12 protein-coding genes and 1 other annotated feature are annotated in these 14,928 nt (G+C 46.8%); all 12 genes read left to right on the forward strand.

What is annotated here, in order from left to right; genetic code table 11:
• Nucleotides 1–78 precede the first annotated feature (78 nt).
• Complete coding sequence (locus tag AC0YN6_RS10220) at nucleotides 79–669, forward strand: non-ribosomal peptide synthetase module (protein WP_475746673.1); 591 nt, start codon at nucleotides 79–81, stop codon at nucleotides 667–669.
• 407 nt (nucleotides 670–1,076) lie between these two features.
• Complete coding sequence (gene speD / locus AC0YN6_RS10225; RefSeq protein ID WP_054027216.1) at nucleotides 1,077–1,475, forward strand: adenosylmethionine decarboxylase; 399 nt, start codon at nucleotides 1,077–1,079, stop codon at nucleotides 1,473–1,475.
• Between the two features lie 199 nt (nucleotides 1,476–1,674).
• Nucleotides 1,675–3,057, forward strand: coding sequence for a glutamyl-tRNA reductase (gene hemA / locus AC0YN6_RS10230; protein WP_475746675.1), 1,383 nt, complete (start codon nucleotides 1,675–1,677; stop codon nucleotides 3,055–3,057).
• A gap of 22 nt (nucleotides 3,058–3,079) precedes the next feature.
• On the forward strand, nucleotides 3,080–3,892 hold the full coding sequence (locus AC0YN6_RS10235) for a cytochrome C assembly family protein (protein WP_475746676.1): 813 nt from the start codon (nucleotides 3,080–3,082) through the stop codon (nucleotides 3,890–3,892).
• 35 nt (nucleotides 3,893–3,927) lie between these two features.
• The gene (locus tag AC0YN6_RS10240; protein WP_475746677.1) at nucleotides 3,928–4,572 is read left to right on the forward strand and encodes a precorrin-2 dehydrogenase/sirohydrochlorin ferrochelatase family protein; all 645 of its coding nucleotides are present in this window, start codon (nucleotides 3,928–3,930) and stop codon (nucleotides 4,570–4,572) included.
• A complete protein-coding gene (gene hemC / locus AC0YN6_RS10245) occupies nucleotides 4,572–5,543 on the forward strand; it encodes a hydroxymethylbilane synthase (RefSeq protein WP_475746678.1) in 972 nt (323 codons plus the stop codon). The genes AC0YN6_RS10240 and hemC overlap by 1 nt, the downstream gene beginning before the upstream one ends.
• A 5-nt stretch (nucleotides 5,544–5,548) precedes the next feature.
• Nucleotides 5,549–7,102, forward strand: a complete 1,554-nt coding sequence (gene cobA / locus AC0YN6_RS10250) for a uroporphyrinogen-III C-methyltransferase (RefSeq protein WP_475746679.1) — start codon at nucleotides 5,549–5,551, stop codon at nucleotides 7,100–7,102.
• 18 nt (nucleotides 7,103–7,120) lie between these two features.
• Nucleotides 7,121–8,119 (forward strand): porphobilinogen synthase, encoded by a 999-nt coding sequence (gene hemB / locus AC0YN6_RS10255; RefSeq protein ID WP_475746861.1) that lies wholly within the window; start codon nucleotides 7,121–7,123, stop codon nucleotides 8,117–8,119.
• A gap of 4 nt (nucleotides 8,120–8,123) precedes the next feature.
• Nucleotides 8,124–9,425, forward strand: a complete 1,302-nt coding sequence (gene hemL, locus AC0YN6_RS10260; protein WP_475746680.1) for a glutamate-1-semialdehyde 2,1-aminomutase — start codon at nucleotides 8,124–8,126, stop codon at nucleotides 9,423–9,425.
• Nucleotides 9,426–9,454: 29 nt separating this feature from the next.
• Nucleotides 9,455–10,456, forward strand: coding sequence for an RluA family pseudouridine synthase (locus tag AC0YN6_RS10265; protein WP_475746681.1), 1,002 nt, complete (start codon nucleotides 9,455–9,457; stop codon nucleotides 10,454–10,456).
• Between the two features lie 89 nt (nucleotides 10,457–10,545).
• On the forward strand, nucleotides 10,546–11,862 hold the full coding sequence (locus tag AC0YN6_RS10270; protein WP_475746682.1) for a LysM peptidoglycan-binding domain-containing protein: 1,317 nt from the start codon (nucleotides 10,546–10,548) through the stop codon (nucleotides 11,860–11,862).
• Nucleotides 11,863–11,982: 120 nt separating this feature from the next.
• Nucleotides 11,983–12,223 (forward strand) — a binding site (T-box leader).
• 56 nt (nucleotides 12,224–12,279) lie between these two features.
• The gene (locus AC0YN6_RS10275) at nucleotides 12,280–14,922 is read left to right on the forward strand and encodes a valine--tRNA ligase (RefSeq protein ID WP_475746683.1); all 2,643 of its coding nucleotides are present in this window, start codon (nucleotides 12,280–12,282) and stop codon (nucleotides 14,920–14,922) included.
• Nucleotides 14,923–14,928 lie beyond the last annotated feature (6 nt).

The following is a 14,928-nucleotide window of genomic DNA, read 5'->3' on the forward strand; positions in this document are numbered from 1 at the left end:
TCACGTATAATATACTTAAGCAACAAGACCAAAGTTTAAAAACCAAGCGTGCAAGTTCAAAGAATTGAGGAGATTTTTATGGCTAAGCGGCTAGCCACAGAGTATGTAAACGCCAAACTGCAATTGACGAATGAAGAGATGGCTGAGTTTATCCGTTCATTTGATGAGCAGCAAATACACCTTCAGGTGTTGGTGCTCGATAATGGGAATCAGGAGCTCGTTCTCGAAGATGTAGCAGGGAGGGAAGAAGTCCGACTGACCTTTGAACGTCAACAAAATTATTATGTATGCGTAATATCTTGCCGTCTTGTGCAACCGAGGCTGACAAATGCAATGCGTAAAGCAGTTTCTGCTTTCCGCGGCAACGCGATCGTCAACCGAATCTACAGTCATTATACGATGATCTATCATTATAAGAATGGTTCCGTTCACCAAATTGTTGAGAGCTCCAAAACGGGTGACCGTATTGTGTTCGAGTTTAAGGATACTCTCGGACAGTTGGAGCGAGTATTCCGCAGTCGTCTGATCGAGCGGGAAATTGGTTTGCTGAGCAGTGCAGTCAATGAGTTGCTTGATCTACGCAACCAGACAAAAGTTGCTCAAGAGATTAGTAAAATTGATGAACGCTTAAAAGACTTGACTCGTAAGCTCTTCATCCTCGAAGCATAATACATGCTGGAAATAATGAAAAAGAAGCCGCGGCTGCGGCTTCTTTTTTTGTATTTAGTGATAAATTCGCAACATTATTCACTCTTTAGCGGTTAGCAGGATGCTGAAAATAATATGGCGGGATGACCTAAAAGCCTATGGCGAGATAAGCTGGCGCATCATACATTAAAGACGGGGCTGGTAATGATAGGTTATTTCCATCCTTTAGAAAAAAAGTATTGCAATTATCCCAGATAGATGTTATTTTTATTCTCGTTGAAAACATTGTTGATGATAATAATAGGAACCAGGATTCACTCAGGACATTGTTATGTTGCGAGAGATTAATCCCTCGAGAAGTGAATGACGTAGGTCCTAGCGGATGAAATTTTTCAAACATTTTATTCCTAGGAAGGGGGAACCGGAAGATGGAATACTCAACTTTCGGAAGACACGTTGCTGTTGATACTTGGGGTGTAGACTTTGATCTACTGAACAGCGCTGAATTTTTGCAATCACACATGGTAGAGGCTGCTGAAGCATGTGGTGCTACTGTATTGTCGGTTCAAGCTAAACAATTCGATCCTCAAGGTGCAACTGTGCTCGTGCTGCTGTCGGAGAGTCACCTCTCGATTCATACGTATCCTGAGAGAGGTTTTGCTGCACTTGATTGCTACACATGCGGCGAAACTGTAGATCCTCAGCTTGCGATCGACTACATGCTCGCTGTACTGAAGCCAAAAGCGACGTATGCGAAGAAGCTTGTACGCGGTATGGGCGAACTGCAAGTAGAAGAGCCAAAAATGAAACAAACTGAGCTCGTTTAAGAGCTTTAAAACTTATTGCTCATAGCCAAATAACCATGGATGGTATCCATGGTTATTTCTTTGCCTGAAAAGGGAATAATGAGTATGTACTTTTCAAATATTAGTCATAAATGAACATTATCTGAATGTTTAACTATGCTATAATTACTCATATCATCAATGGTTGATACGCACAAGAAAAGGAGGCAGGTGACCGCGCATGCACATTATCGCAGTAGGACTGAATTACCGAACGGCTCCCGTAGAAGTGAGAGAACAGTTTGCGTTCGCAGAACGGGATTTGCCAGAGGCGTTAATACAGCTCATTCAGACACAAAGCATAATGGAATGTGTCATAGTAGCGACCTGCAATCGGACGGAGATTTATGCAGTTGTAGATAGGCACCATCTATGTGGGCATTATATTCGGAGCTTTATGGAGAAGTGGTTTAAGCTGCCGAGGCAGAATTTCACTAACCATTTATATATGTACGAAGATGAGAAGGCGATCGATCATTTATTCCGTGTTACGAGCGGACTCGATTCCATGGTCATTGGAGAAACACAAATTTTAGGACAAGTAAAAACAGCTTTCCAGCTCGCTCAGCAGCAGAAGACGACTGGCACTGTTTTTAACATGCTGTTTAAACAAGCCGTAACTATGGCCAAACGTGCGCATTCCGAAACATCGATTGGCGAATCTGCGGTTTCCGTCAGCTATGCTGCGGTAGAGCTGGGGAAACGGATTTTTGGGCAATTCAACAAAAAAACGGTTATGGTCATCGGTGCGGGTGAAACAGGTGAGCTGACAGCAAAACATTTGTACGCAAATGGAGCGGACCGCGTAGTTGTTGTTAATCGGACCTATGAGCGAGCATTGCAGCTAGCTGACAAGTTTAACGGTATTGCATGGTCAATGGAAGAAGCTGCTGATAAGCTTCATGAAGCTGACATTATTATAAGCTCCACAGGCTCTGCTGAGTACGTATTGACTCGTAATCAAGTTGCGGCAGCGATGCGGCGCAGGAAAGCAAAGCCGCTCTTTATGATCGATATTGCGGTTCCGCGGGATTTGGACCCATCGATTGCGGCTGTCGAGAATGTGTTCTTGTATGACATCGATGATTTGGAAGGTATTGTAGAGAGTAACCTCGCACATCGACGTCTTGAGGCTGCAAAAATCGAAACGATGATCACCGAAGAAATCGAGCTGTTCGAGCAATGGTACAAAACGCTTGGTGTAGTTCCATTAATAAGAACACTTCAAACGAAGGCAGCAGGCATTCACGAGGAAACGATGAATAGCTTGACGAATAAGCTGCCTGATCTTGGTGAGCATGAGCTCAAGGTCATCCGTAAGCTTACTAAGAGCATCGTTAACCAAATGATGCAGGATCCTATTTTGCGTATTAAAGAAATGGCCGGCGAGAAGCGAGCAGACGAAGCGATGGATATGTTCGTTAAGCTGTTTGCACTCGAGGATGAGCTTGCTAAAACGCGTCAAGCAGAGCTTGAAGCGGCAACGGATACTGTCGCTGCTGCAAAAAAGAAAAATGTTCAACCCCATGCAGCTGCGGCGGTATTAGCACCTATTACAAGATAGAGGGCTGCTAGGTGGAGGAGCTATGGTGACGCAAAACTTTTTATATGATGCGATACTTTATATTTACGCCCTGAGCCTGCTGTTTTATTTCTCTGACTTCATGAATGCGAGTCAGAAAGCGAAACGGATGGGTACAGGGCTGCTTATTTTTGTTTGGGTATTACAGACTGGTTATTTAGTGACTCGTATCTTATCTCATCTTCAGATGACAGCGGTAACGACTTTTGAATATTGGTTAGGCTTTTCTTGGCTGTTGGTTACGATATCGTTAGTCATCAACAGGTTCATAAAAATTGATTTTATCGTATTTTTTGTCAATGTCATTGGCTTTGCGGTGTTAGCGCTCAATCTTTACAGTAATCCTGAAAATGGGGAGTCGCTTGAAGTTTGGGAAACAACAAGAGAGTTATTATATATTCATATTAGTCTTGTTCTTCTCGCCTATGCAGCATTAACACTAGGAGCTTTGTTTGCAGGCATGTATATGTTTTTACATAATCAACTGAAACGTAAACGTTGGACCAATTTCGTGCGTAGATTGCCCAGCTTAGACATGATTGAGCGATATGGGGATCGAGCTGTTATTGTTGGGGTTCCTTTGCTAGCTATGTCGCTCGCAATTGCTGTAATCTCCTTGCTTGTTGAAGGACGCTTTTCACTGCTGTTTGATTGGAAGGTGCTTTCTTCGCTTGGAACATTGATCATGTATATCATTTATGTGTATCAACGAGCGATGCTGAAGCGGCCAGGGTTTCAATTAGCCCGGTTATATATTTTTTCGTTCGGTTTGCTTCTGTTGAATTTATTTTCTAATTATTTTTCTTCCTTTCATTAACGGAATTAACGACGCAGCTGGGAGGCAAGGTCCATATGAATGGATTTTATCCGGTCTTCTTGCAGCTTAAAGGCAAGCGCTGCGTAATTATAGGCGGCGGCAGTATCGCACAGCGCAAGCTGTTAGGTTTACTCGATGCAGGGGCGGATGAGATCTATGTCATCAGTCCAACATTAACACCGAGAATGGTCAGCTTAGCGTCTGAGGGGAAGATTTACTGCATTGAGCGAGAGTATTGTGAAGGCGATCTGTCAGGAGCTTGGTTAGTTTTCGCAGCGACAAGCAATAGTGGTTTAAACAAGGCGATAGCAGCCGAAGCTGAGCGACTCGGTATTTTGGTAAATGCAGTGGATGATGCGGGCAGTGGTTCCTTTATTTCTCCATCAGTTGTTAGGCGAGGAGATTTGCTGCTTGCAGTCACTGCCTCGGGAGCGAGTCCCGCACTATCACAGCAGATTAAGCAGGAGCTTGAAGCGCATTACGGCACAGAATACGCAGAATTAACAATGCTTTTGCGTCAGTTGCGTGAGAAAGTCAAGGACAGGCTGTTAGATGAAAAGAAAAAATATGCCGTGTTGAAGCTTGCGGCGGAAGAGGCTCCGAAGCTTAATCGGACTAACATTGATATGGATGAGTGGCTGCAAAGTCTGCTTAATCGGATAGACAGGGGGCTTACATAATGGAAGCAATGAACGAGGGGCAACGAGTGATCGTTGTAGGGACAAGACAAAGCGCACTCGCATTGACGCAAACGGGACAAGTCATCGATGAACTAATACGAATAAGTGAAAAACATGGGTTTGATTATAAGTTTGAAGTGAAGAAAATCGTTACCAAAGGCGATAGAATTCTCGATGTCACTTTGTCAAAAGTGGGCGGAAAAGGATTATTCGTGAAGGAAATTGAACAAGCGCTCGCAGATGGAGTGATCGATTTAGCTGTTCACAGTATGAAGGACATGCCTTACGAGCTGCCTGAAGGCTTAATGAATGGTGCAATTCCGAAACGAGTAGATCCACAAGATTGTCTAATCACGCGCGACGGAGGCGGATTGAGTGATTTGCCGCAAGGAGCGAGAGTGGGAACGAGTAGTCTGCGCAGGTCTAGCCAGCTGAAAAATGCAAGACCTGATCTTCAGCTCGAATCCATTCGCGGAAATATAGACTCCCGTATTCGCAAATTAGAAACCGAAGGTTTCGATGCGGTAGTACTTGCTGCAGCAGGACTTAAACGAATGGGATGGCAGGATCGTATTTCCGCGAACATTCCTGTTGATGTATGTTTGCCTGCTGTAGGGCAGGGCGCACTCGGCATTGAATGCCGCGAGAGTGACATGCAGATTCGTGAGCTGCTTTCGCTTCTTAATGATAATGAAACTGAGCTTACCGTGCGAGCTGAACGCAGCTTTCTAGGCTCTTTGAACGGTGGTTGTCAGGTGCCGATTGGCGCATACTGCACGATAGGTGAAGAAGTGGAAGGCCATAATGGCAAGCGTGAGCTTACTTTGACGGGAATGGTCGGATCGCCGGACGGGGCAACAATATTGAAGGAAGTTTTGAAGGGTAATGACCCCGAGCAGCTCGGCCGTGACGTTGCAGATGCGCTCATAGCACGCGGCGCAGACCGTATTTTAGCTGAAATTGGGGGATGACGGGTTTGGACAAGGGGAAGGTATATTTGGTTGGCGCCGGGCCGGGAGATCCGAAGCTGATAACAGTACGTGGACTGGAGTGCTTGGAAGCATGTGACGTTGTTGTCTATGATCGGTTGGCGAGTCCGAGATTGCTTCGTTTTGTGAAGCCGGGAGCCGAGAGAATCTACGTCGGCAAGCTGCCAGATCGTCACACGATGAAGCAGGAGGAGATCAATCAGCTTCTTGTGGACTTGGCACTGCAAGGCAAGACCGTAACTCGTCTGAAGGGCGGAGATCCTACGATTTTTGGACGAGTTGGCGAAGAAGCAGAGCTGCTCTATGATAACGGAATTGAGTTCGAAATCGTTCCAGGCATCACTTCGGCAATTGCTGTACCTGCCTATGCAGGTATTCCAGTTACACATCGTGATCTAGCATCATCCTTGTCCATTATTACAGGTCATGAGAGTCCGGATAAGCTTGATCGCTCTATTCATTGGGATAAAGTAACGAATGCAACGGGAACGCTTGTTTTTCTCATGGGCGTAGCCAAAATCGGATATATAGCTGACCAGCTTATCAAGCATGGCAAACCTCCTCAAACGCCGATTGCACTTATTCGCTGGGGGACGAGAGTTGAACAGCGCACGATTGTAGGTACTTTAGATACGATTGAGGCGATTGTCAAAGCGGCGAATTTCCAGCCTCCTGCCGTTATTGTAGTCGGCGAGGTTGTTCTGCAGCGTGAGAAGCTGCAATGGTATGAGAAAAAGCCGCTATTTGGAATGCGTGTTCTGGTCACGAGGGCTAGAGCGCAGGCGAGTGAGCTTGCTGAACAGATAGAAATGCTGGGCGGGGAGCCTTGCGAGTTTCCAGTCATCGAGACGATAGAGCCATCGGATCCTGAAGAGATCGAAGAGCTGCGGAAGCAGCTTGAGCAGGCGGAACATTATCAATGGCTTATGTTTACGAGTGTAAACGGCGTTGATTATTTTTTTGAATGGCTGCGTAAATTTCATATCGATATTAGAAGATTTTTTGGCGCAAGAATTGCAGCGGTGGGTCCTAAGACGGCTGAGGCGCTTGTAAAGCGCGGCTTGGTGGTTGATGAACTGCCGGTTAAATTCCATGCAGAAGGGCTTCTGGAGCAGTTAGAACCGCTGCTCCAGGCTGGCGAGCGAGTGCTGCTGCCACGAGGCGATCTTGCTCGCGAGGTACTGCCGCGAGAGCTTACGGCCATGGGACTTCTGCCAACGGAAATAGATGTTTATAAGACGGTGCTTGTCGATCAGCAGGATGAGCTGGCACTTGAATGGATACGTGAGAAAGAGATTCAAATGATTACATTCACAAGCTCGTCTACAGTAACGAATTTAATCGAAGTACTGAGACGCAAGGGGATACCGAATCCTATAGAATTGTTGGCTGATATTCCGATTGCAAGCATTGGTCCCCTTACAACGAAGACAGCCGCTGATGCAGGTCTGAAGGTTTCTATCGAGCCTGAAGATTCAACGCTTGAGGCGCTGCTTCAGGCGATTGTTGATTATAATCAAAACAACTTACAAGGCAAGTAAGAGGAGGAATACGAAGTGATAGGTTTTCCAACAGTTAGAAACCGCAGATTACGCAAAACATCTGCTCTTCGGAGCATGGTAAGAGAAACCGTGCTAAGTGTAAATGATTTTATTTATCCGATCTTCGTTACTCATGGCGAGCATATAAAAGAGGAAATTCCATCAATGCCGGGTGTGTATCACTTATCGATGGATCTTTTGGAGCAAGAAATTCGTGAAGTTGTAGCTGCAGGCATCCAATCCGTGCTCCTCTTCGGACTTCCAGAGCATAAGGATGCGCTTGGTACTTCGGCGTATGAAGCAAACGGAATCGTTCAACAAGCAATTAGAGCGGTTAAAGAGTGGGCACCTGAACTTGTCGTCGTCGCAGATACCTGCTTATGCCAATTCACCGATCACGGCCATTGCGGAATTGTTCACGTGCATGAGGAAACTGGCGCAGCTGAGGTGGATAACGACTCCTCCTTAGATTTACTCGTACAGACTGCTGTGTCGCAGGCGGAAGCAGGCGCAGATATTATCGCCCCTTCTAATATGATGGACGGCTTTGTACTTGCCATTCGTGAAGGACTTGATGATGCAGGTTTTAGCGATGTTCCGATTATGTCTTACTCTGTTAAGTTTTCATCTGCTTACTATGGCCCATTCCGTGATGCTGCACATTCGGCTCCGCAGTTCGGCGACCGCAAGACTTATCAGATGGACCCTGCTAATGTGCGCGAGGCGCTTCGTGAAGCCGAGTCAGATATTGCAGAAGGTGCGGACATGCTGATGGTAAAGCCTGCTCTCGCTTATTTGGATATCGTAAGACTGCTTAAGGACAAATATAATTTGCCTGTTGTTGCTTATAATGTGAGTGCTGAATATTCAATGGTGAAGGCTGCGGCTGCTAATGGTTGGATTAATGAGCAAGCCATTGTCCTTGAAACCTTACTTGGCATGAAACGTGCTGGTGCGGATCTAATCATCACGTACCATGCGAAGGATGCCGCTCGTTGGTTGAAGGGGGAGGAGTAGACAGATGAGTAATCATTCGAACGTAAGAAATGATGCACGCTCGGTTGAAGCATTCGAAAGAGCGAAAAAAGTGATGCCAGGCGGAGTAAACAGTCCAGTTAGAGCATTCAAATCGGTCGGTTTAAACCCTGTCTATATGGAGCGGGGACAAGGCAGCCGTATCTATGATATCGATGGCAACAGCTATATTGACTATGTAGCTTCGTGGGGCCCTTTGATTATGGGACATGCTCACCCTGAAGTGGTCGAAGCGATAAAACGCACTGCGGAGAAGGGGACAAGCTTTGGCGCCCCAACGGAGCTGGAGACGTTAATGGCTGAGCTCGTTTGCGAGCGGGTTCCTTCCGTTGATATCGTTCGAATGGTCAATTCAGGTACGGAAGCAACGATGAGCGCACTAAGACTTGCTCGCGGATATACGAAAAGAAGCAAAATTTTGAAATTTGAAGGCTCTTATCATGGTCATGCCGACAGCTTGCTCATCAAAGCAGGTTCAGGTGTAGCGACGCTTGGCTTGCCTGACAGCCCGGGTGTTCCAGAGCATGTGGCTTCGCATACGATTACAGTCCCTTACAACGATATAGAATCGGTAAAGCTTGCTTTCGAAAAGTTCGGCGAGGAGATCGCATGTGTCATCGTCGAACCGGTAGCTGGAAACATGGGGGTTGTTCCTCCATTGCCTGGTTTTCTGCAAGGGTTGCGTGATGTAACAACGAAGTATGGTACGGTTCTTATTTTTGACGAGGTTATGACAGGGTTCCGCGTAGGGTATAGCTGTGCGCAGGGTCTTTATGATATCAAGCCGGATCTTACTTGCTTCGGCAAAGTAATCGGCGGTGGTTTGCCTGTTGGCGCTTATGGCGGCAAACGCGAGCTTATGGAGATGATTGCTCCGAGCGGACCTATTTATCAGGCAGGTACACTATCAGGCAATCCGCTTGCGATGGCGGCAGGTTATGCGACTTTGAGTCTGCTTACGCCTGAGGTTTACGAACACATGGAGCGTCAAGCTGTACGGTTGCAACTTGGCTTTGAAGCGAATGCGCGCAAGCACGGTATTGCGAACACGATAAATCGTGTAGGATCGATGGTGTGTCCGTTCTTTACAGACACTTTTGTCATTAATTTCGAAACGGCAAAAACATCTGATTTGGAACGGTTTAAGGCATATTTTGCTTCGATGCTGGATCTCGGTGTCAGCATTGCTCCTTCACAATTCGAAGGCATGTTCGTTTCTGGAGTTCATACGAATGAAGATATTGATGCAACGATTGAAGCACATGATATTGCATTTAGCCGATTGTAAGCGAAGCGAACGATTGGGAGGAATATGAAATGATTAATGGGCAAATGAAGAGGAACGGACAGTGGCTGGAGCTGGATTGGCTGGCTCTTGGCTCCGTCTCCTCTGAGGCCATTAATCCCGATTCGGAGAAGGATCCGGCAGCATCGCCGGAGCTTGCACAGCCGCGGGCTGGCAGTCATCCGCACCTTGTGCGGCAGTGGCTGCTGGCCCGTTCCTTTTTTCCGCAGAAGTGGATTAATCGGTTGTTTTCGATTGGAGGTATTCAGTGGAATGGGGAGCTGCTTCAACTGCTCGCCTTCCCGCCGGTAGATCCGCGCAATGATGCTTTGTACCGACATATACGTATGGACCATAAGGCGAATATACCCGAAGTGTTATATGAAGATGATTTTTGCATTGCGTTCGACAAACCAGCCGGTATGGCTGTCCACGGATCATCACCTGGCCAAAAGGGTACATTGGATGAAGCAGCGGCAAGGTATCTGCTGAGTCAAGGTGACCCGCTGAACGTAAGACATATTCATAGACTTGATGATGATACCTCGGGTCCCGTTTTGTATGCGAAAAATGATTTAGCCCAGTGGAAGCTAGACGAAGCGATGAGAGCGAAAGTAATCGATAGACACTATATGGCCGTTGTTCAAGGTCGGCTGTCAAAGCTTTCGGGTACGATAAATGCCCCTATTGGGAAGGATCGACATCACTCTGCAAAGCGCAGAGTCTCAGATAACGGAGATTTGGCAATTAGCCATTACGAGGTCGTAGCAGCAAATGCGCGATTGTCTTTAATACGAGTAAAGCTAGAGACCGGACGAACACATCAGATACGAGTACACTTAAGCCATATCGGTCATCCGCTGCTCGGGGATGGCTTGTATGGAGGCGACACTCAGATGCTGAAGCACCAAGCACTTCACGGGGAAAAGTTGATTTTCCCGCATCCGGTGACGGAGTCGCTAATGGAAGCAGCTTCACCTTGGCCGCAGTGGCTGACACAGCTTTCTGCGAACATGGAGTTTCGATCAAAATGATAGTCATGCTCTTGCCCAACCTACCATATAGATAAGTAGTGAATGTAATGTTAGACCAAGCATTCAGTATGAGAGGGGAGGACTTAGGCGTGACGGATCAAACGAACGGATTACGCTTTGATGTGTATGAGCGCGTCCACTTGCCCGATGATGTTGCGGCAATTGACGAGCTGGAGGAAATTGAGCTTGTTCCCCGTATTCAGGTTATCGATCAAGGGGATCATGCTGTGCTTAGAGGGCAGCTTCTGCTTAGCGGGGTATATCGGAGTCAAAGTGATTCCGAGAACTCGCTGACTCTCGAGCACTGGATACCAGTCGAGATAACACTGCCAATGAACCGCATTTCACGGCTGGATGATATTTCGATTGAAATTGATAATTTTGACGTCGATCTATTGTCTGCCCGAACGTTAAACATTACTGGCGTTCTTTCTTTACGTGGTATTTCCGCTCAGCCCCTTGTGGAGCATGAGGACATTTGGCGAGAAGAACCGTTCACTGTCGTCCATCAAAGGGAAACCTATGATGAACGAGCTTTGGAGTTTTTTCAAGGTCAAAACGCTGCCAATGAACAGCCATACATACCGGAAGAGCTTGTATTTGCTGCAGAAGAGGAAAACTCTTACGAGCAGCAGCCGGATGTATCGGATGAATCGGAGGAGGCAACTGTAACGATCTCTTCCGCGGCATCAGAAGGAGGGTGGTCTTCTTCTCAGCTATTTGCAACGCCTGCTCAACAGGAAGAATCGGAAGAAATCCCATCGGACGAACGGGAAATATCGTTAGCCTCCCAGCAATCAAGTAATGAGGGATGGTTAGCTACATCTTCGCCGTTTGCAAATGATTCTATCGCTGGTTCTTCAGAGAAAGTTGCAAGCGGAGATGTATTGGATGAGGATCGTGAAGAGCCTAAAGCGAGTGATGCTTCCATAGCCCCCATATCTCCCATAGCTCCCATAGCATCAATTGTTCCTCCTGCAGAGGCTTTTTCAGAGCAAAGGCCTGAACCAGAGCAAGAAAAGCAAGAGCCTCGTATCGCGATTACGAATAAGCAGCCCCAAGATAGTACAGGTTTGGCCGGAGATGTGGGTATACTCACACTGCTGCAGACCAGTCGTCGGGAGCAAGCGGCTCGTGAGGCTGCTGAGCAAGTTGTTGCACAGCAGCGTGCTGATGAGGAAGCAAGGGTACAGGCTTCAGGCGATGAGATTGAATGGAAAAAACTGTTTCTTGGCAAACGTACTGAGGATCAGGAGTTCAGTAAAATTCGGATGTGTATCGTGCAGAGGGATGAGACGCTTGAGGTCATCGCTTTACGTTACAGCATGAACCCAAGAGAAATCGTCATGTATAACCGTTTGGATGACTCAAGCGTGTCAGAAGGACAGCTGCTGTATATTCCGTAGAGGTCAATATGAACGAAAATGCCCTTATTGCTCATAAATTTGAGCGATAGGGGTATTTCTTACATCTGTTTGGTTGACTCAGATGAGCAACAAAGGTATGATTAAAGGTATATATGCGTTATAACGACATTGATGGGGAATAGTAGGCAGCAAAGCCTTCAGAGAGTGGAACCGTTACGCTGAGAGGTTCTGCAGGAAGTGACTGCTACGAGTCGCCCCGGAGTTGCCTGAGCCAAGTAGGAGCAACATGTGCTCAACCGAAGTCAGGCCGGCCGCAGCCGTTATCTGTTTGAGTGTCATGCGAATGTATTTCGCATGGAACAAAGGTGGTACCACGGAAGCTAAACCTTTCGTCCTTTATGATAAGGGCGGTAGGTTTTTTTTGTTTTTGTAGATCGATTTATGGAGGATGGACGAATGTCAGAAAATCAAACGACAACTGCAATGCCGACAACCTATGATCCGAAGGCAGCTGAGCAGAAATGGTACGATTACTGGATGCAGGGAAAATATTTTGAGGCAGGCAAACGACCGGACGCGCAAACGTATACGATTGTCATCCCGCCTCCTAACGTTACCGGAATGCTGCATATCGGGCATGCGTTAGATTTTACCCTACAGGATATTTTAATTAGAACGAAGCGGATGCAGGGCTTTGACACACTTTGGCTGCCAGGAACAGACCACGCAGGTATCGCAACTCAAACAAGAGTTGAGCAGAAGCTGCGCGAGCAAGGTATTTCTCGTTATGACTTAGGACGGGAAGCGTTCCTTGAAAAGGTATGGGAATGGAAGGATGAGTACGCAAATACCATTCGTGATCAATGGGCGAAGATGGGGCTTTCACTTGATTATTCAAGAGAACGGTTCACGCTGGATGAAGGTCTTTCCAAGGCTGTTCGCGAGGTTTTCGTAAAGCTCTATGAGAAGGGCTTGATTTATCGCGGTAAAAAAATCATCAACTGGGACCCAACTGCACGAACAGCTCTTTCAGATATTGAAGTAGAGCACAAGGAAATCAATGGTCATTTGTATCACTTGAAATATCCTCTAAAGGACGGATCGGGCTTCATTACTGTAGCGACGACTCGCCCAGAAACGATGTTAGGCGATACAGCTGTTGCGGTTCATCCCGAAGACGATCGTTACAAGCACCTTATTGGGCAAATGATTGTGCTTCCAATTGTTGGTCGTGAAATCCCGATTATTGCGGATGAATACGTAGATAAGGAATTTGGTTCAGGCGCTGTGAAAATAACGCCAGCACATGATCCGAATGACTTTGAAGTTGGCGAGCGTCACAGTCTGCCGCAGATTATTGTGATGGATGAGACAGGCACAATGAATGCTGAAGCTGGCCCATATCAAGGTCTCGACCGCGCAGATTGCCGGAAACAGCTCGTTAAGGATTTGCAGGAGCAAGGCGTATGCGTAGAAATAGAGGATCATGTACACCAAGTTGGACACAGCGAGCGCAGCGGCGCCGTTGTTGAGCCATATTTGTCTACGCAGTGGTTCGTTGCTATGAAGCCGCTGGCTGAAGCAGCGATTGCAGCACAGAAGGCAGGCAAAGGTGTCAACTTCGTACCGGAAAGATTCGAGAAGATTTATTTGCACTGGATCGAAAACGTACGTGACTGGTGTATTTCGAGGCAGCTATGGTGGGGTCATCGCATTCCGGCTTGGTATGATGAGACGACAGGCGAAATGCATGTTTCCCGTGAAAATATGGAAGGCGATCACCTGAGCCAAGATAACGATGTACTTGATACCTGGTTCAGCTCCGCATTATGGCCGTTCTCAACACTTGGCTGGCCGGATGAAACGAATGATCTGAAACGTTATTATCCAACGGATGTACTCGTTACGGGCTATGACATCATTTACTTCTGGGTATCTCGGATGATCTTTACAGCTCTTGAGTTCACGGAGCAGACTCCGTTTAAGGATGTTCTGATGCATGGACTTGTTCGTGACTCCGAAGGCCAGAAGATGTCGAAGTCGAAGGGCAACGGTGTTGATCCGCTCGAAGTTATCGAGAAATATGGCGCAGATGCTATGCGTTATATGATCTCGACGAGCAGCACCCCTGGACAGGATTTGCGTTTCCGCTGGGAGAAGGTTGAGCAATCGCGCAACTTTGCGAACAAGATATGGAACGCATCACGCTTCGCGCTGATGAATCTTGAAGGCGTTGAAGCAGCTGATATTGATATCACGGTCAATCTTGGCACAGCGGATCGCTGGATTTTGCACCGCCTTAATGAAACGGTTCGTGATGTAACCCGTCTAATTGACAGCTATGAGTTCGGTGAAACTGGCCGATTATTGTATAATTTTATTTGGGACGATCTCTGCGACTGGTATATTGAGTTCGCTAAGCTTAGTCTCTACAGCACGGATGAAGCAGCCAAAAAGGCAACACAATCCGTACTTGCTTATGTGCTTGACCGCACACAGCGTCTCATTCACCCGTTCATGCCTTATATCAGTGAAGAGATATGGCAGCATTTGCCGCATGTCGGCGATACGATTACTTTGGCTGAATGGCCAGTATACGACACTGCTCTCGAAGCACCAGATGCTGTTAAGGAAATGGAACTGCTAATGGAAATGATTCGATCAGTACGTAATATCCGTGCAGAAGTAAACGTACCAATGAGCAAAAAAATTGAAATGCTGATCAAGCCTGCTGGTGAGTTTGAAGCGGCTATTATGTCCCGTAACGAAGAATTCATCAAGCGTTTCTGTGGAACTTCAAGCCTCGAAACAGGTTTGCATATTAGTGCGCCAGATAAAGCGATGACTGCTATTCTTACTGGTGCTGAGATCTACTTGCCGCTCGCTGGCTTGATCGATATTGCTCAGGAAATTGCACGTCTGGAGAAGGAACATCAGCATCTGAATACTGAAGTGGAGCGGGTTGAGAAGAAACTCAGCAATGAAGGTTTCGTTGCAAAAGCGCCAGCTAAAGTGATTGATGAGGAACGCGCCAAAATGAATGATTACGCAGATAAACGCGACAAAGTACTAGCTCGAATTGCGGAATTGCGCGGATAACGCTGC

Source organism: Paenibacillus sp. J22P15 (assembly GCF_056269345.1).

Bases quoted from the DNA above. Each gene is read 5' to 3' on its own strand.
- AC0YN6_RS10220 (WP_475746673.1), top strand. From the start codon at position 79: ATGGCTAAGCGGCTAGCCACAGAGTATGTAAACGCCAAACTGCAATTG.
- speD (WP_054027216.1), top strand. From the start codon at position 1,077: ATGGAATACTCAACTTTCGGAAGACACGTTGCTGTTGATACTTGGGGT.
- hemA (WP_475746675.1), top strand. From the start codon at position 1,675: ATGCACATTATCGCAGTAGGACTGAATTACCGAACGGCTCCCGTAGAA.
- AC0YN6_RS10235 (WP_475746676.1), top strand. From the start codon at position 3,080: ATGGTGACGCAAAACTTTTTATATGATGCGATACTTTATATTTACGCC.
- AC0YN6_RS10240 (WP_475746677.1), top strand. From the start codon at position 3,928: ATGAATGGATTTTATCCGGTCTTCTTGCAGCTTAAAGGCAAGCGCTGC.
- hemC (WP_475746678.1), top strand. From the start codon at position 4,572: ATGGAAGCAATGAACGAGGGGCAACGAGTGATCGTTGTAGGGACAAGA.
- hemL (WP_475746680.1), top strand. From the start codon at position 8,124: ATGAGTAATCATTCGAACGTAAGAAATGATGCACGCTCGGTTGAAGCA.
- AC0YN6_RS10265 (WP_475746681.1), top strand. From the start codon at position 9,455: ATGATTAATGGGCAAATGAAGAGGAACGGACAGTGGCTGGAGCTGGAT.
- AC0YN6_RS10275 (WP_475746683.1), top strand. From the start codon at position 12,280: ATGTCAGAAAATCAAACGACAACTGCAATGCCGACAACCTATGATCCG.